The organism is Streptomyces phaeofaciens, from assembly GCF_014648915.1.
GTDB lineage: Bacteria > Actinomycetota > Actinomycetes > Streptomycetales > Streptomycetaceae > Streptomyces > Streptomyces phaeofaciens.
In genome coordinates this window covers 1-19,190 of the sequence record NZ_BMSA01000011.1, presented here as the reverse complement: position 1 = coordinate 19,190, position 19,190 = coordinate 1, and the positions used below count along the sequence as shown (strand labels likewise).

Annotated in this window: 3 protein-coding genes and 1 pseudogene; all 4 read right to left on the bottom strand. The window is 75.2% G+C overall.

What is annotated here, in order from left to right:
* Positions 1 to 60: 60 nt before the first annotated feature.
* A complete protein-coding gene (locus tag IE275_RS19415; protein WP_189712597.1) occupies positions 61 to 6,075 on the bottom strand; it encodes a type I polyketide synthase in 6,015 nt (2,004 codons plus the stop codon).
* Positions 6,076 to 6,112: 37 nt separating this feature from the next.
* Positions 6,113 to 12,523 (bottom strand): annotated as a pseudogene (locus IE275_RS19410) (type I polyketide synthase); the annotation flags it as partial.
* 96 nt (positions 12,524 to 12,619) lie between these two features.
* Positions 12,620 to 18,055 carry a type I polyketide synthase gene (locus IE275_RS19405; protein ID WP_189712596.1) on the bottom strand — a complete coding sequence of 1,812 codons (5,436 nt, stop codon included), beginning with the start codon at positions 18,053 to 18,055 and terminating at the stop codon, positions 12,620 to 12,622.
* Between the two features lie 52 nt (positions 18,056 to 18,107).
* A partial coding sequence (locus IE275_RS19400) for a beta-ketoacyl reductase (RefSeq protein ID WP_189712595.1) occupies positions 18,108 to 19,190 on the bottom strand: 1,083 nt, incomplete at its 5' end.

Sequence of the window (19,190 nt, the reverse complement as noted above, 5' to 3'; positions counted from 1 at the left end):
CTCGATCTCGCTGGGCTCACTGCTCGCCACGGTGGTGCCACCCTCTCTGTTCCGCACGGGTCAGGAGATCCCGAGTTCGTTGGTGATGAAGTCGAAGACCGCGTCGTCGTCCGCCGAGTCCAGCTCCAGCGCGGAGCCGGCCGTGTTCGGTCCGTCGGCGGGCCCGGCGGCCGTCGGGCCCGCCCGGTCGTCCGTCCGTTCGTCCCAGGCGGCGAGAACGGCCCGCAGCCGTCCGGCGATCCGTTCGTGGTCCGGGTGGTGGCCGGGGGCGATGCTCGCCAACACCGCCTCCAGTCGGTCGAGTTCGCGCAGGACGGGGGCGGCGGCCGGGGTGTCGTCGCGGGGCAGTGCCTCGTCGAGGTGGCGGGCCAGCGCCTGGGACGTCGGGTGGTCGAAGACGAGCGTCGCGGTGAGCCGCAGTCCGGTGGTGGTGGTGAGCCGGTTGCGGAGTTCCACCGCCGTGAGCGAGTCGAAGCCCAGGTCGCTGAAGGCACGTTCGGCGGGGACGGAGCCGAGGCCCGGGTGGCCGAGCACCTCGGCGACCGTGCCACGCACCAACTCCAGCAGGATGCGCCGCCGCTCCTCCTCGTCCACCCCGCCGAGCCGCCCGCGCAACGCCGCCGCCCGCTCGGACATGTCCGACCCCGCCGGACGGGCGTCCTGGGCGGCATCCGGCTCCAGCCGGCGCAGAAGGGGCGAGACGGGGGCGCCGGCGGACGCGCCGAACGCCGTCGGGTCGAGCCGTACCGGTACGACGACGGGGAGGCCTCCGGCGGCGGACCGCAGGGTGGCCGTCGCCGCGTCGAACAGGGCCAGGCCCTCCTCGGCGGAGAGCGGCAGGATCCCGGCGCGGCGCATCCGGCGCAGGGCCGTCGCGTCCAGCCCGGCCGCCATACCGGCCGTGTCCTGTTCCCACAGGCCCCAGGCCAGCGACACCGTGGGCAGCCCGCGCGCCGCACGGTGTGCGGCGAGGGCGTCCAGGAAGGAGTTGGCGGCGGTGTAGGCGCTCTGTCCGGCGCCGCCGAGGGTGGCCGTCGCCGACGAGAACAGCACCAGCGGTGTGTCCCCGGTCAGTTCGTGCAGCTGCCAGGCCGCGTCCACCTTGGGACGCAGTACGGCGTCCACGCGTCGCGGCGTGAGCGCGTCCAGGGCGCCGTCGCCCGTGACACCGGCCGTGTGGATGACGGCCGTCAGCGGGTGCTCCGCCGGGATGCCGTCGAGGGCGGAGACTAGCGCCTCCCGGTCGGCGGCGTCGCACTCCGCCACGGTCACGTGTGCGCCGAGCCCGGTCAGCTCGGCCGTCAACTCGGCTGTCCCGGGAGCCGATCGACCGCTGCGGCTCAGCAACAGCAGCCTGCGGGCGCTGTGTTCGCGCACCAGGTGCCGGGCGACCAGTGCGCCCAGGGCGCCCGTGCCGCCGGTCACCAGGACCGTGCCGCCGTCCGGCCCGGGGAGCGGGATGCGGGTCTCGGCAGCGGCCGAGGGGCGGGCTCGGGTCAGGCGGGGGGTGAGCAACGTACCCTCGCGCAGGGCCAGTTGCGGTTCGCCGAAGCGGTCCGCCGCCGCGCGCCAGGCGTCCGCCTCCGCACACCGGCCGTCCGCCTCCGTATGCCGGTCGTCCGCCGTCGTCCGCCGTACGTCCGCCGCCGTGTCGTCGGGCAGGTCCAGCAGGACGAACCGGTCCGGGTGTTCCGCCTGGGCCGCGCGGGTCAGCCCCCACAGGGGCGCCTGGCGCAGCCCCGTGACCGGGTCGCCGGGCCCGGTGGCGACCGCGTCGCGGGTGACCACGATCAGCGGAGTTCCGGCGAGCCGCTCGTCCGCGGCCCACGCCACGAGCGCGGACCGCACGGCGTGCACCGCCGCGTGCGCGGCCTCGGGGACAGCTTCGGGGACGGGGCCGTCGGTGTCCTCGGGAGCCGTCAGGAACGCGGCGTCGGGCACGGGCCTGCCCGCGGAGACGGCCGACGCGAGCGCCGCGACGTCCGCGAACCGCTCCCGTACGACACCCTCCGGCACCCGCCCCGGGCCCACCACGACCAGGTCCGCCGCCCGGTCCGGTTCCGCCCGGTCCCGCTCCACCGGCGTCCACCCGACGTGGAACAGGTGCTCTGGCCGCCGGTCGGGGGCCGCGGCCCGCAGCTGGGCGACCGAGACCGGGCGGGCCCGCAGCGACTCCACCGAGGCCACGAGGGCCCCGTCCGCGTCCCACACGGTCACCGACATCGCCCGGGGCCCGACGGGGGAGAGGCGTACGCGCAGCGCGGTGGCGCCCGGCCGGTGCAGCCGCACCCCGCTCCACACGAAGGGCAGCAGCACCTCGTCGGCGGTGGTGCCGACCAGGCCGGCGTGCAGCGCGGCGTCCAGCAGCGCCGGATGGACCCCGTGCCGGGCCGCCTCGGCGTCGTGGCCCTCGGGCAGGCGTACCTCGCCGAACGTGTCCTCGCCCGACCGCCACACCGCGTGCAGGCCCCGGAACGACGGGCCGTACGTGAAGCCGTCGTCCGCCACGGAGTCGTAGAAGCCCGTGACGTCGACGGGGACGGCACCCGGTGGCGGCCAGGCGCCGCCCGGCTCAGGGCCCGTCGCGGCGTCCGCCGTGCGGGCCAGGACTCCGCTCGCGCGGCGGGTCCACGGCGGGTTGTCCTCGGCCGCGCGGGCGGGCCGGGAGTGCACGGCGATCGTGCGCCGCCCGTGCTCGTCGGCCGGGCCCACCGTCAGCTGGAGGTGCGCGGCCTCGTCCTCGGCGAGGATCAGCGGGCTCTCCTGGTGCAGCTCCTCCACCGTGTCGCAGCCGGTCGACGCGGCCGCGTGCAGGGCGAGTTCCAGATACGCGGTGCCCGGTACGACGGTCGAGCCGAGGATCACATGATCGGCGAGCCAGCCGTGGGTACGCGGCGACAGCCGGCCCGTGAGGACCAGGCCGTCGCCCTCGGCGGGCGCGAGCGCGGCGCCGAGCAGCGGGTGTCCGGCCGGGGCGAGGCCCAGATCGCCGGGCTCGGCCGGGACGTCCGCGCCGTCCGCGAGCCAGTACCGCTCGCCCTGGAAGGCGTAGGTGGGCAGGCCGGGGATCCGGGTGGGCACCACCGGACCCGCACCGGGGTCGGCCACGACGGCACCCCAGTCCACCTCCGTGCCCCGCGCATACGCCTGCGCCACCCCCGTGAGCAGGGTGCGGACCTCGTCGCGGTCGCGGCGCAGCAGCGGCACCGCGACGACATCGGCGAGCGCGTCGTCCGGGAGCAGCGCTGCGGCGCCCTCGCGCACCATCGCGGACAGCACTCCGTCGGGCCCCAACTCCACGAACGTACGCACCCCTTGGCCGAGCAGCGTGCCGACGCCGTCGTGGAAGCGAACCGCCTCCCGCACGTGCCGCACCCAGTAGTCCGCCGAACGGACCTCCGCGCTCGTGACGGGCCGGCCGGTGACGTTCGAGACGATCGGCAGGACCGGCTCGCGCAGCGTGAGCGTGGCCAGCACCTCACGGAAGCCGTCCAGCATGCCGTCCATGCGCGGCGAGTGGAACGCGTGGCTCACCGGGAGTTCCCTGGTGCGCCGGCCCCGGGCCCGCAGTACCTCGACGACCTCGCGTACGGCGTCCTCGTCGCCGGAGACCACGACGGACGACGGCCCGTTGACGGCCGCGATCCCCGCCCGCCCGGGCCCCTCGGCCCGGCCCGCGAGCAGGGCCGTCACCTCCTCCTCGGCCGCCTCGACGGCCGCCATCCGACCGCCGGGCGGCAGTTCCTGCATCAGCCGCCCGCGGGCCGCGACCGCCGTGACGGCGTCCTGGAGCGAGAAGACGCCGGCGACATGGGCCGCCGCCAGCTCGCCGACCGAGTGACCGAGCAGTTGGTCCGGGCGCACGCCCCAGGACTCCACCAGCCGGTACAGGCTCACCTCGACGGCGAACAGCGCGGCCTGCGTCCACGCCGTACGGTCCAGCAGCCCCGCGCGCTCGGAACCGGCCGCCGCGTCCAGCACCTCACGCAGCCCGAGGCCGGCCCGCTCGTCGAACAGGCCGCAGATCCGGTCGAGGGACGCGGCGAACACCGGATACCTGGCGGACAACTCCCGCCCCATCATGGCTCGTTGGGAACCCTGCCCGGTGAAGAGGAAGGCCGTGGCCCCGCCCTGCGCGGCCGTGCCCGTCACCGGACGGCCGGCGTCCGCCGTGGGTGTCCGCAGTGCCTCCAGCCCGGCGAGCAGGTCTTCCCGGTCGGAGCCGAGCACGACGGCCCGATGGTCGAGGCGGGCGCGCGTGGTGGCGAGGGAACGGGCGAGCGCCGCGGGCGTCCAGTCGGGGTGCGCCGGGACGGGGTGCGCCGAGACGGCCGTGTGCAGCCGCTCGGCCTGGGCGCGCAGCGCGGCCGGTCCGGCGGCGGACAGCAGCCAGGGGAGCAGCGGACGGCCGGCGTCGGAGACCCCATCTGCCGCCTCGGACACCTCGGACACCTCGGACACCTCGGACACCTCGGACACCTCGGACACCTCGGGTACCTCGGGTACCTCGGGTACCTCGGGTACCTCGGGTACCTCGGGTACCTCGGGTACCTCGGGTACCTCGGGTACCTCGGGTACCTCGGGTACCTCGGGTACCTCGGACACCTTGGGCGCCGCTTCCGGCCCCATCGCCCCCATCGCCCCCGTCGCCCCGGGCTCCGGCGGAGCCTGCTCCAGAACGATGTGGGCGTTGGTGCCACTGATCCCGAAGGAGGAGACGGCGGCCCGGCGCGGCCTGCCCGTCTCGGGCCACGCGCGCCGCTCGGTGAGGAGGGAGACGGCACCGGTGGTCCAGTCGACGTGCGGGGTGGGTTCGTCCACGTGCAGGGTGCGGGGCAGCACCCCGTGCTCCAACGCCAGCACCATCTTGATGACACCGGCGACACCCGCCGCCAGCTGGGTGTGTCCGATGTTCGACTTCACCGAGCCGAGCCACAACGGCCGCTCCGCCGGGCGCTCCCGGCCGTAGGTGGCCAGCAGCGCCCGCGCCTCGATGGGGTCGCCGAGGCGGGTGCCGGTGCCGTGGGCCTCGACGGCGTCCACGTCGGCCGGGGTCAGGCCGGCGTCGGCGAGGGCCGCGCGGACGGCTTTCTGCTGGGCGAGGCCGTTGGGGGCGGTGAGGCCGTTGCTGGCGCCGTCCTGGTTGACGGCCGAGCCCCGGACCACGGCCAGCACCCGGTGCCCGTGCCGCCGTGCGTCCGACAGCCGCTCCACCAGCAGGATCCCGACACCCTCACCCCAGGCGGTGCCGTCCGCGGCACCCGCGAACGCCTTGATCCGGCCGTCGGGCGCCAGACCCCGCTGCCGGCTGAACTCCACGAACATGTGCGGCCGCGCCATCACCGCCGCCCCGCCCACCAGCGCCAGCTCGCACTCGCCGCCGCGCAGCGCCTGCGCCGCCAGGTGCAGCGCCACCAGGGACGACGAACAGGCCGTGTCCACGGTCAGCGCCGGGCCCTCGAACCCGAAGGTGTAGGCCAGCCGCCCGGACGCGACGCTCACGGTGGTGCCCGTCAGCAGATAGCCCTCCGCGCCCTGCGACGCGGCGCGCGGACCGGCACCGTAACCGAGCGGGGAGGCGCCGACGAACACCCCCGTACGGCTGCCGTGCAGCGAGGCCGGGTCGATGCCCGCCCGCTCGACCGCCTCCCAGGACGTCTCCAGCAGCAGCCGCTGCTGCGGGTCCATGGCGAGGGCCTCTCGCGGGCTGATCCCGAAGAAGTCCGCGTCGAACCGGGCGGCGTCCCGCAGGAACGCGCCGTGCCGCACATAGCTGGTGCCCGGGTGGTCCGGGTCCGGGTCGTACAGCGCCCCGACGTCCCAGCCGCGGTCGGCGGGGAACGGGCCGACCGCGTCCCGGCCCTCGTCGAGCAGCCGCCAGAAGTCCTCCGGCGACGACACACCACCAGGGAACCGGCAGGCCATGCCGACGACGGCGATCGGCTCGTGCCGGCTCTCGGCGAGCCTGCGGTTCTCCTGCTGGAGGCGCTTGTTCTCCTTCAGGGAGTGGCGCAGCGCCTCCAGCATCCGCCCGGCCTGCTCGTCCTGCGTCACGGGGGTTCCCTCTCCGCTCATGGTCGTCTCCGCGGTCCGTCCGTACGTCCGGCCGCGCTCAGTGGTCGCCCGCGCCGAGCGCCAGGTCGATGAGGTCGTCCGCGTCCAGGTCGTCGAACTCGTCCGGCTCGTCGGCGGCGTCGCCGCCCGGCGCGGAGGCGGCCGCCGCGCCCAGTCGCACCAGGGCCGGCAGCAGCCCGGACTCCCGCAGCCGCGCCGGCGGCAGGGCCGCCAGCAGCCGCCGCACGTCCTCGTCACCGAGGTCGGCGGGGTCGCCGGGGTCGCCGAAGCCGGCGTGAGCGTCGGCGGGGGCCGACTCCTGTGCGGCCGGGGCCAGTTCGCCCAGCAGGTGCTCGCCGAGCGCCGTCGGGGTCGGATGATCGAAGACGAGGGTGGCGGGCAGCCGCAGCCCGGTGGCCGTGTTGAGCCGGTTGCGCAGCTCGACCGACGTCAGCGAGTCGAAGCCGAGCTGCTTGAAGGCCTGCCGGGGCCCGATCGCCGCGTTCGACGGGTGCCCGAGCACGAGGGCGGCCGCGTCACGGACGAGATCCAGCACCACCCGCCCACGCTCCGCGACCGGCAGAGCCGCCAACCGCTCCCTCAACTCCGCAGGTGCGGCTGACGAGTTCGCCACGGCGGCCGCCGCCTCGACCGTACGACGACGGCGCGTCGCCGGTCCGGCCGGTCCCCGCAGCAGCGGATGGCCCGCCGCGCCGCCCGCTTCGAGAGCCGCCGCGTCCAGGCGCACCGCCACCACCTCGGACCGGTCCGACGGCAGGGCCGCGTCGAACAGCGCGAGCCCGTCGGTGTCGGACAGGGCGTGGAAGCCCGCCCGGCGCAACCGGGCCAGGTCACCCTCGTCCAGATGCCCCGTCATCGCGCTCGCCCGCTCCCACAGGCCCCAGGCCACCGAGAGCCCGGGCAGCCCCTGGGCCCGCCGGTGCCGGGCGAGGGCGTCGAGAAAGGCGTTCGCCGCCGCGTAGTTGCCCTGGCCGGGACCGCCCAGCACCGCCGCCGACGAGGAGAACATCACGAACGCGGCCAGGTCCGCGTCCCGCGTCAGCTCGTGCAGATGCCAGGCCGCGTCGACCTTGGGCCGCAGCACCGCATCGAGCCGCTCGGGTGTCAGAGCGGTCAGGACGGCGTCGTCGAGCACCCCGGCCGCATGCACCACGCCGGTGAGCGGATGCGCGGCCGGAATCCCGGCCAGCACCTCCGCGAGCGCCTCACCGTCCGCGCTGTCGCAGGCCACCACGCCCACCTCGGCGCCCGCGGCGGCGAGTTCGGCACGCAGCCCGGCCACCCCCTCGGCCGCCTCGCCCCGCCGCCCGAGCAGCAGCAGCCGCCGTACGCCGTGCTCGGCGACCAGATGCCGGGCCACCAGGGCGCCCAGGGTGCCGGTACCGCCGGTGATCAGCACCGTGCCGTCCGGGTCGAGCGCGGCGGGCGGCAGCGTGAGCAGCACCTTGCCGACATGCCGGGCCTGACTCATGTACCGGAAGGCGTCCAGCCCACGCCGCACGTCCCAGGCGGACGTCGGGACCGGCGCCAGCGCGCCGCTCTCGAACAATGGCATCAGCCCGGCCATCATGCGCCCGATGCGCTCGTGGCCCGCCTCGATGAGGTCGAACCAGAGGTACGACACGCCCGGATGGTCGGCCGCGACCCGCTCGGCGTCCCGGATGTCGGTCTTGCCCATCTCCACGAACCGCCCGCCCCCGGCACCGGGCGTCAACAGCCGGAGCGACGCGTCGACGAACTCCTGGGCCAGCGAGTTCAGTACGACGTCGACCCCGCTCCCGCCGGTGGCCGCCCGGACCCGCTCCTCGAAGTCCAGGGAGCGGGACGAGGAGATCCGGTCCTCGGGCACACCGAGCGCCCGCAGCGTCTCCCACTTCGCCGGGGACGCCGTCGTGTGCACCTCGGCGCCCAGATGCCGGGCGAGTTGCAGCGCGGCCAGACCCACTCCGCCCGTCGCCGCGTGGATCAGCACCGACTCCCCGGCCCGCAGGCCGGCGAGGTCGACGAGACCGTAGTAGGCGGTGAGGAACGCGATCGGCACCGAGGCGCCCTCCGCGTACGTCCATCCCCGCGGCAGCGGCACGAGCAGCCGCCGGTCGACGACCGCGACCGGACCGAACGACCCCGGCATCATGCCCATGACCCGGTCGCCCGGCGCCAGGTCCGTGACGTCCGGTGCCACCTCCAGCACGACACCGGCCGCCTCGCCGCCCATCACGTCCTGGTCGACCATCCCCAGGCCCAGCAGCACGTCACGGAAGTTCATCCCCGCCGCACGGACCGAGACCCGGACGTGCCCCGGAGCCGGCGGGGCCGCCGCCTCCGGGTACGGCACCAGCGCGAGGTTCTCCAGCGTGCCCTTGCCGGTCGTGTCCAGCCGCCAGGCCGACCCGTCGGCCGGCGCCTCCAGCACCCGCCCCGCCGTCTCCCGCACCAGCCGGGGCACCAGCAGCCGCCCGTCCCGCAGCGCGCACTGGGGCTCCCCGGACGCGAGCGCGCGACGCAGCGCCGTACGGGTGGCCGCGGAGGGGGCCCGTCCGTCCACGTCGACGAGCACGAACCGGCCGGGGTGCTCGGACTGCGCCGAGCGCAGCAGCCCCCACAGCGGCGCGTGCACCAGGTCCGCCACAGCCTCGCCGTCCCCGGCCGCCACCGCGCCCCGAGTGACCACCACCAGCCGGCCGTCGGCGAACCGCTCGTCGGCCGGCCATGCGCGCACGGCGGACAGGACGCGGTGCAGCGCCGACCGGACGGCATCCGGAGTGTTCGCCGGGGTCGTGCCGCCGCCGCACGACAGCACGTACGTGCCGGGCGCCCCGAGGGCGGACCGGGTATCGAAGCCGAGACCGAGCTCGTCCGCCCCCAGGACGAACACCTCGTCCTCCGAGGCGCCTTCGGGCACGGGGAGTTCGGTCCACTCCACATGCAACAGGGGAATCCTGCGGCCGAGTTGCTCCGCACCCACCGCCCGGCTGGTCAACGAGGCGACCTCGACCACCGGCCGGCCGTTCTGGTCGGCCGCGGTGAGGGCGAGGGTGTCGGGTCCCTGGGGTGTGATGCGGACGCGGAGGGTGGTGGCTCCGGTGGCGTGCAGGGTGATGCCGGTCCAGGCGAAGGGGAGTCGGACGTCGTCGGTGCCGTCGATGCCGTCGATGCCGTCGATCAGGCTGGTGTGCAGGGCCGCGTCGAGGACGGCGGGGTGGATCCCGAACCTGCCTGCCGTGTGGTGCAGTTCGTCCGGCAGTCGTACTTCGGCGAAGAGTTCCTTGCCGTGTCGCCAGGCTGTGTGGAGGCCTTGGAAGGCGGGTCCGTAGTGGAATCCTTGGTCGGCCAGTCGTGGGTAGAGGCCGGTGAGGTCGAGGGGCTGGGCGTCGGGGGGAGGCCAGGTGGTGAGGTCCCAGTCGGGGTGGGTTGTCGCGGGGGTCAGTGTGGCGGTGGCATGGCGGGTCCAGCCGGTGTGGCTTGTGGGGCGGCTGTGGATGGTGAGGCTGCGGCGGCCGGTGTCGTCGGGTGCTTCGACGGTGAGTTGGAGGTCGGTCGTGTCGTCTTCGGGCAGGACGAGAGGTGCCTGGAGTGTCAGTTCCTCCACGACGTCGCATCCGGCCCGGTCGGCGGCTTGCAGGGCGAGTTCTGCGAGTGCGGTGCCGGGGAGGAGTGTGGTGTCCCATACGGCGTGGTCGGCCAGCCAGGGGTGTGTGTGCAGGGAGATCCGGCCGGTGAGGACGATCGTGTCGCTGTCGGCGAGGGGGATGGTGGTGTCGAGCAGGGGGTGTTTTGCGCCGGTGGTGGTTGTGGGTGTGGTGGTTTCGAGCCAGTAGCGGTTGCGTTGGAAGGGGTAGGTGGGGAGGTCGATGTGGTGGGTGTGGCTGGTGGGCCAGGTGATGGGGGTGGCGTGGGTGTGGAGGTGGGCTGCGGAGGTGAGGAGGCGTTGCCAGCCGCCTTCGTCGCGGCGCAGGGTGCCGGTGACGTGGCCTTCGGTCGTCTCGTCGATGGCGGGGACGAGGACGGGGTGGGGGCTGCATTCCACATAGCCGGTGTGGCCGTCTGCCGTCAGACGCTTCAGGGTGGGTTCGAGGAGGACCGTCTGGCGGAGATTCGTGTACCAGTAGCCGGCGTCGAGTTGTTTGGTGTCGATGGGCTCGCCGGTGACCGTCGAGTAGAAGGGCACGGTGCTGGTGTGCGGGGTGATGCCCTTCAGGGCTTCGGCGAGGTCGCTTTCGATGGCTTCGACGTGTGCGGTGTGGGAGGCGTAGTCGACGTCGATGCGGCGGGCGCGGACGCTCTCGGTCTCGCAGTGGGTCAGTAGTTCGTCGAGGGCGGTGGCGTCTCCGGCGACGACGGTGGCTTGAGGTCCGTTGAGGGCGGCTATGGATATGCGGTCGGGCCACTGTTTGAGGAGTTCGGTGGTGTCTTCGTTGCTGAGGGGCAGGGAGACCATGCCGCCGTGTCCGGCGAGTTTGAGGATGGCGCGGCTGCGGAGGGCGGCGATCTTGGCGCCGTCGTCGAGTGTGAGTGCCCCGGCGACGACGGCTGCGGCGATCTCGCCCTGGGAGTGTCCGACGACGGCGGCGGGCTCGACCCCCAGGGATCGCCAGACCGCGGCGAGCGACACCATCACCGCGAACAGGGCGGGCTGCACCACGTCCACCCGGTTCAACGGCTGGCCGTTGCGGAGCACTTCGCTCAGCGACCACTCCACATGAGGGGAGAGGGCGGCTTCGCACGCGGTGATGGACTCGGCGAACACCTCGGACGTGTCGAGGAGTTCGACGGCCATCCCGGTCCACTGCGACCCCTGGCCGGGAAACACGAACACCGGCTGCCCGCCGTCTCCGTGCCCGGTGACGACACCGGGCGCCTCGCCGCCGGACGCCAACGCCGCCAGCCCGTCCAGGAGTTGATCCCTGCTGGCCCCCACCACCACAGCCCGCTGCTCGAAGCGCGTCCGGCCGGAGGTGAGGGCGTGGCCGATCTCGGCCGGTGACCATTCGGGATGCTTCGTCACCGCGTCCCGTAGTCGTGCGGCCTGGTCGCGCAGGGCCTTGGTGGAGCGTGCGGAGATCGGCCAGGCGAAGGCAGGGTGATCCGGGGCCGTCTCGGGGCGTGCCGCCTCCGGGGCCTGTTCCAGGATGACGTGCGCGTTCGTGCCGCTCACGCCGAAGGAGGAGACGGCGGCGCGGCGTGGGCGGTCGGTGTCGGGCCAGGGGCGTTGTTCGGTGAGGAGGGAGACGGCGCCGGTGGTCCAGTCGACGTGCGGGGTGGGTTCGTCGACGTGGAGGGTGTGGGGCAGTACCCCGTGTTCCAGGGCCTTGACCATCTTGATGACGCCGCCGACGCCGGCGGCGGCCTGGGTGTGGCCGATGTTGGATTTCAACGAGCCGAGCCACAGGGGTCGTTCGGCGGGGCGGTTCTGGCCGTAGGTGGCCAGGAGGGCCTGAGCCTCGATCGGGTCGCCCAGGGTCGTACCCGTCCCGTGCGCCTCCACCGCGTCCACCAGGTCGGGGGAGAGGCGGGCCGCCGCCAGCGCGGCCCGGATGACCCGTTGCTGGGAGGGGCCGTTGGGGGCGGACAGGCTGCTGGTGGCGCCGTCCTGGTTGACGGCCGAGCCGCGCAGTACGGCGAGGACGGGATGGCCCAGGCGGCGGGCGTCGGAGAGCCGCTCGACCAGCAGCATGCCCGCGCCCTCACCCCAGGCCGTGCCGTCCGCCGAGGCGGCGAAGGACTTGATACGGCCGTCCCGCGCGAGCCCGCCGAGCCTGCTGAAGTCGACGAGGGTGGACGGGGTGGCCATCACGGTGACCCCGCCCGCCAGTGCCATGGCGCACTCCCCGCGCCGGACCGCGTGGGCCGCCAGGTGCAGGGCGACCAGTGAGGACGAGCAGGCCGTGTCGACGGTGATCGCCGGACCTTCGAGGCCCAGGACGTACGAGATCCGTCCGGAGGCCACGCTGCCCGCGTTGCCGCTGCCGAGGAAGCCCGCGACGGCCTCGTCGACCTCGCCCAGCCGGGCGGCGTGGTCGTGGTACATCAGCCCGGCGAACACCCCGACGCGGGTGCCGCGCAGTGCCGTCGGGTCGATGCCGGCACGTTCGATCGCCTCCCAGGAGGTTTCCAGGAGCAGCCGCTGCTGCGGGTCCATGGCCAGGGCCTCGCGCGGGCTGATGTCGAAGAACGCCGGGTCGAAGTCGGCGGCGCGGTCCAGGAACCCGCCTTCCCAGACGTACGAGGTGCCCGGCCGCTGCCCGCTCGGGTCGTGGAACTCCTCGGCGGGCCAGCCGCGTTCGGCGGGCGGCGCGCTGACGGCGTCCCGGCCCTCGGCGACCAGCCGCCACAGGTCCTCGGGGGAGGTGACCCCGCCCGGGAAGCGGCAGGCCATGCCGACGATCGCGATCGGCTCGCGGTCGGCCTCCTCCAGTTCGGTCACCCGCCGACGGGCCTCGCCCAACTCGTTGGTGGCCCAGCGCAGATGCTCACGGAACTTGTCCAACTGCGCCGAGGACGAGGTCGGCTGTTGCTGCTGTGGTTGCGACACGGTGCCCCGCTCCTAGAGACGCTGCTGGTCCGTCGGCGTCCCGCCCTCGGCGGATCGCAACTGCTGGAGGACTTCGAAGAGTTCGTCGTCGGAGGCCGACGCGAGCCCGGACGTGGTCGGCCCGTCCTGGTCCGGCCCGCCGTCCTGACGCGGTCCACCGTCCGGATGCGGTCCACCGTCCTGACGCGACCTGCCGGGCCAGCGGGAGACGAGGTCCCGCAGCCGGTGTGCGACCGTCTCCCTGGCTCCGGCGTCGGCGTTCTCGGCGAAGGAGGCCAGGAAGGCCTCCAGCCGGTCGAGCTCGGCGAGCGCGGGTCCCACGGCGGGACCGCCGCTGTCCGCCGGGCCGGTGAGTTCCGCGCAGAGGTGGTCGGCGAGGGCCTCGGCGGTCGGATGGTCGAAGATCAGTGTGCTCGGCAGGTCCACACCGGTGGCGTCGTACAGCCGGTCCTGCAACTCCAGGTTGGACAGGGAGTCGAAGCCCAGGTCGACGAAGCCCTGCCGGGGTGCGATGTCCTGGGCCGACTGACCGCCGCCCAGCACCACGGCCGCGTGCGAGCGGACCAGGTCGAGCAGGGCCCGTCGGCGCTCGCCCTCCGACATCGCCTTCAGCCGCTCGGCGTAGAGGACTTCGGGGGCGGCGGTGGTCGCCGCGGCCGGAGCGGAGTCGCTCGGTTCCGCCTGCCCGGTGTCCGCCGGTGTGCTCAGCAGGGCCGGCAGCCGCCCGTCGCCCCGGCGTTCCCGCACCCGTGCCGGGTCGAGCCCGAGAGGGACGAGGACCGGGGTGTCGGCCGTCGCGAGGGCGGCGTCGAACAGGTTCAGGGCGTCCGTCGTGGCGAGCGCGCGGATACCGTCCTGCTCGATCCGCGCCCGGTCCGCCGCCGTCAGGTCGGCGGTGAGGGCGCTGCGTTCGGCCCACGGGCCCCACGCGAGGGAGCGGCCGGGCAGACCCTGTGCGTGCCGGTGTTGGGCGAGGGCGTCCAGGAAGGCGTTGGCCGCCGCGTAGTTGGCCTGCCCGGCACCGCCGAACACGCCCGAGGCGGAGGAGAACGTCACGAACTCCGTCAGGCCGGTGCCGCGCGTCAGCTCGTGCAGATGCCAGGCCGCGTCCACCTTCGGCCGCAGCACGGCGGCGAGCCGGACGTCCGTCAGCGCGCCGACCGAGGCGTCGGCCGTCACCCCGGCCACATGGACGACGGCCGTCAGGGGATGGGCGTCGGGTACGGCGTCGAGGAGGGCCACGAGTGCGTCCCGGTCGGAGGCGTCGCAGGCGGACACGGTGACCCGTGCCCCCTCGGCGGTCAGTTCGGCCGCCAACGCGGCCGCCCCCGGAGCCTGTTCGCCCCGGCGGCCGGTCAGCAGCAGATGCCGGGCGCCCCGCGAGACCAGATGGCGGGCCACCAGCGCCCCCAGGGTGCCGGTGCCGCCGGTGATCAGGACGGTCCCGTCGGGGTCGACGACCGGAGCCTGATCCGCAGGCCCCGCAGGCCCCGTCGGGGACAGCCGGGGCACCCACGCGGTGTCGCCCCTGAGCACGACCTCCGGCTCGTCCCGTACGGCGTCCAGTGCCGTCGCGAGCGATTCCGGCCCGGGTGCCTGCGAGCCGGTCAGCGTCAGCAGCCCGAAGCGTCGCGGGTGCTCGGTCCGCGCGCTGCGCATCAGCCCGCGCACGGCGGCGTCGACCAGGGCACCCCCGCTGCCGGAATCCGCCGCCGCCCCGGACTCCTCCCGTGAGACCGTCACGAGCCTGCTCGCCCGCAGCCCGGGCTCCGAGAGCCAGGTCCGCAGCCGGGCGAGGAGGGCGGCGGTCGCCGTGTGCACGGCTTCCGGGACGCCGGGGGAGGGCGGCACCGGCAGCCGGGAGACCGGGAGCAGCACCACGTCCGGCGCGGGTGCGCCGGCGGTGACCGCCTCGACCAGTGCGTCCAGGTCGCCGTACCGACGATCGACGGTCACCGGCAGGTCGTCCTCGGTGCCGAGCGCCGCGACCACGGCGTGCGCGGGGTGCGGCCGGGCCGCCAGTGGTGCCCAGCCCGGTCGCAGCAGCACCCCCGCCGGGTCGGCGTCGCGCAGGGGGCGCGAGACGAGGGCGGTCACGGACAGCACCGGGACGCCCGCCGCGTCGGACGCCCGCACGCTCACGGCGTGGGTGCCGTCCTCGTCGTGGCCCTCGGCCGGTGCGATCCGCACGCGCAGGGCGTCCGCGCCGCCGGTGCCCGCCGTCACGCCGTGCCAGACCTGCGGCACCCGGCGTTCGGCCAGGACCTGGGGGTGCGCCGCCGGCCACGACTGGAGCGCGGCGTCGAGCAGCGCGGGGTGCACCCCGAACCGCCCCGCCTCCGTCCGCAGGCCCTCGGGCAGGGCGACCTCCGCGAACACCTCGTCGCCCCGGCGCCACACGGACCGCGGCCCCCTGAAGGCGGGCCCGTATCCGATGCCGTGGCGGGCGGCCCGCCGGTGGAGGTCGTCGACGTCGACGGCAACCGGTTCGGCGCCGGTCGGCGGCCAGGTCACCAGGTCGGCGCCGCCGGCCTCCGGGGCGTCGGCGGGGGAGAGGGTGCCGGTGGCGTGCCGGGTCCACTCCTGGTCCGGGCCCGGTCGCGCGGAGACGGTGAGACGGCGTCGGCCGTCCGCGTCCGGGGCGGTGACGTGCAGCCGGACCGCGCGCCCGGTGGGGGGCAGCTCCAGCGGGGCGTGCAGGGTCAGTTCGGCGACCCGGGGGCAGTGGGCGCGCGTACCTGCCCAGCCGGCCAGCTCCAGCAGGGCCGTACCGGGCACCACGACCCGCCCGGCGACCGTGTGGTCCGCGAGCCAGGGATGGGTGTCCGTCGACAGCCGCCCGGTGAACAACAGGCCCTCACCGTCAGGGAGTTCCACGGCGGCGCCGAGCAGCGGATGGCCGGCCGGTGCGAGTCCGGCGGCCGTCGGGTCGGCGATGCGGGGGCCGTCGTCCAGCCAGTACCGGCGGCGGCGGAACGCGTACGTCGGCAGCTCGGCCGGGAACGGGCCGTCCGGACCCGGTGCGGGGAAGGCCGCCGCCCAGGTCACGGTCGCGGCGCTCACATGCAGCCGGGCCAGCGCGGCCCACAGCGCTTCGTCGCCGTGAGCGCCGCCGACCGGAGGGGCGACGGTCCGCTCCGCGGGGAGCCTCGGGGCGACCGAACCCGGCGGGCCGACCTCCACGAAGAGGCCGCGGTCCGCCAACTCCTCGATCACACGCTCAAGTTCGCCGGACACGGAGGCGGACGCCGTCAGCAGGGGGACGCGTGCGCTGCCGGGCTGCGGTGCCCCGCCGCCGGACAGCAGCGCGCGGGCGGCCTCCTTCAGCGTCGTCGCGCCCGCGACACAGGAGGCCGCGAGCACCGCCACGTCGTCGTCGACCGCGGCGTCGGCGTCGGCATCGGCGTCCGTCACGGCGACGACCGCCGTGGCCCGGATCCCGAACGCCTCCCACAGTCCGGCGAGCGCCACCGACACCGCCCAGCGGGAGGCGGGTTCGCCGGTGCCGCCGCGCAGCACGTCGAGCAGCGGCGGCCTGTCGGTGCCCGCCCGCAGTGCCTCGTCGCACCGCTCCAGGCACGCGGCGAACACCGGGGAGACCGTGGCGAGGCGACCGGCCCAGCCGAGATCCGCCGACCTCCCCAGGCCGGCGAACACGAGAACGGCCCGCGCGTCCGACGTGACGCGCCCCTGGGCGAGACCGGGGGCGTCGCGCCCGTCGGCCAGGGCGGTCAGTCCCGCGAGCAGCTCGGCACGGTCGGCGCCGCCCACCACCGCACGGTGCTCGAACACGGACCTGCCCCGGGCCAGCGCCTCGCCCACCGCGGCGGCCGACAGCTCCGGACGGTCCGTCAGATGTGCCGCCAGCCGCTCCGCCTGGGCGCGCAGCGCGTCCTCCGTACGACCGGACAGCACCCATGGCACGACGGCGCCACCACCGACACCGGTACCCGCGCCACCACTGGCACCCGCACCATCACCGTCACCCGTACTCGCACCGCCACCGGACCCGGTCCGCGGGACGGGCGCCGGATCACCCTGCTCCAGCACCACGTGGGCGTTGGTCCCGCTGACACCGAAGGACGACACCCCCGCCCGCCGGGGCCGGCCGGCCGCCGGCCACTCCCGGCGCTCCGTGAGCAGCTCCACCGCGCCCGCCGACCAGTCCACGTGCGGATTCGGCGCGTCCACATGCAGGGTGCCGGGCAGCACTCCGTGCTCCATCGCCTGCACCGCCTTGATGACACCGGCGACCCCGGCGGCGGCCTGCGCGTGCCCGATGTTGGACTTCACCGAGCCCAGCCACAGGGGCCGTTCGGTGGGCCGCTCCTGGCCGTACGTGTCGATGAGGGCCTGCGCCTCGATCGGGTCGCCCAGCCGGGTTCCCGTGCCGTGCGCCTCGACCATGTCCACGTCCGCCGCCGACAGCCCCGCCCGGTCCAGCGCCTGCCGGATCACCCGCCGCTGCGCCGGCCCGCTCGGCGCGGTCAGCCCACTGCTCGCGCCGTCCTGGTTGACGGCACTGCCCCGGACCACGGCCAGCACCCGCCGCCCGTGCCGACGGGCGTCGGACAGCCGCTCCAGCAGCAGCATCCCGGCACCCTCGCCGAGCGCGGTCCCGTCGGCCCCGGCCGCGAACGCCTTGCAGCGGGCGTCCCCCGCCAGGCCGCGCTGCCGGCTGAACTCCAGCAGCGCCAGCGGCGAGGCCATCACCGTGACACCGCCGGCCAGCGCCAGCTGGCACTCCCCGGCCCGCAGCGCCTGCGCGGCCTCGTGCAGCGCCACCAGCGACGACGAACAGGCCGTGTCGAGACTGATCGCCGGCCCCTCAAGGCCGAGCGTGTACGCGACCCGCCCCGAGGCCACACTGCCCGTGCTGCCGTTGCCGAGATACCCCTCGAACTCGCCCGGCGCGTTGCGCAGCCGGGCCGCGTAGTCCTGGTAGATCACGCCCGCGAAGACCCCGGTCCGGCTGCCGCGCAACGACACCGGATCGATGCCCGCGCGCTCGACTGCCTCCCAGGAGGTCTCCAGGAGCAGCCGCTGCTGCGGGTCGGTCGCCAGGGCCTCGCGGGCGCTCATCCCGAAGAACGCCGGGTCGAAGGCGGCCGGGTCGTCCAGGAAACCGCCCTCGCGGACCGTGACCTTGCCGGCGCGGGCCGGATCCGGGTCGTACAGGTCCGCGTCCCAGCCACGGTCGGCCGGCAGCGGCGCGATGACGTCCCGGCCCTCGGCCACCAGCCGCCACAGGTCCTCGGGGGAGGTGACCCCGCCCGGGTAGCGGCAGGCCATGCCGACGATCGCGATCGGCTCGCGCGCCGCCGCCTCGACCTCCTTCAGCCGCTGCCGGGTCTTGCGCAGGTCCACGGTCAGCCGCTTCAGGGCATCGACGACCTTCGCCTCCGCGTCCCGAGGGCCTGAGTCCCCGCGAGGGGCGTCGCTCGTCATGGTTGCGTCAGCCTTCTTCCGTGCGTGAGGGGTGGACGGGTCGGCGGCCATGTCAGGACTTGCGCAGTTCGTCGTCGACGATGGTGAGGATGTCGTCGAGGGACGCGTTGTCGAACTCGCTCTCGAACTCCCCGAACCGGTCGTCCTGTCCGCCCTCGGCATCCGCTCCGGCATCGGCGGCGGGCACCGCACGGACCGCACCGGCAGGGGCCAGCCGGTCGACCAGCGCGCGCAGCCGCTCCGCGACCCGCTCACGGTCGGGGACCGGGAGCGCGCCGGCACCGTCCGCCGCCAGGAGACCCGAGGCGAGCAGGCCGGCTTCCAGGGTTTCCACCGCGGCCAGTCCGGCCCCCGACGGCGGCTCCTCCCGACCTCCGGGGTCCCCGGCGGTGGCGAGCAGCGCGTCCAGGCGGGCGGCGACCGCCGCCGCCGTGGGGTGGTCGAAGATCAGCGTCGCGGGCAGCCGCAACCCGGTGGCCGTGTTCAGCAGGTTGCGCAGCTCCACGGCGCGCAGCGAGTCGAAGCCGGCGTCGAGAAGACCGCGCTCGGGATCGACCGCGTCGGGGGAGGCGTGCCCCAGCACCACGGCCACCTGCCGTCGCACCAACTCCAGCAAAGTGTGGGCACGTTCGCCAGGAGTCAGGCCGACGAGCGAGACGACCGGAGCGGCCGTGGCGCCACCGGCCCCTCCGGTTCCCGCTGCCGCCGCTCGCGGCAGCTCCGCCCGGGGAGCCAGGTCCCGCAGCAGCGGCCGGGCACCGGCCTCCCCGCGCAGCGCCTCCCGGTCCAGCCGGACCGGCACGAGCAGCGCACGCTCCTGCCCCAGCGCCCGGTCGAAGAGCGCCAGCCCGTCCTCGGTCGACAGGGGCAGTACCCCGGCCCGCCGCATCCGCGCCAGATCGGCCGGGGCGAGCCCCCCGGTCAGCCCGCTGACCTCCTCCCACAGCCCCCAGGCCAGCGACACCGCGGGCAACCCCCGGGCCCGGCGGTGGGCGGCGAGCGCGTCCACATAGGCGTTGGCCGCCGCGTAGTTGGCCTGCCCGGCGTTCCCGAGCAGCCCTCCCGCCGCCGAGAAGAGCACGAATGCTTGGAGGGGGTGGTGGTGGGTGAGGTGGTGGAGGTGCCAGGCGGCGTC

Excerpts from the sequence above, each read along its gene's own strand:
- IE275_RS19415 (WP_189712597.1), bottom strand. The coding sequence starts at position 6,075 with ATGAGCGGAGAGGGAACCCCCGTGACGCAGGACGAGCAGGCCGGGCGG.
- IE275_RS19405 (WP_189712596.1), bottom strand. The coding sequence starts at position 18,055 with ATGACGAGCGACGCCCCTCGCGGGGACTCAGGCCCTCGGGACGCGGAG.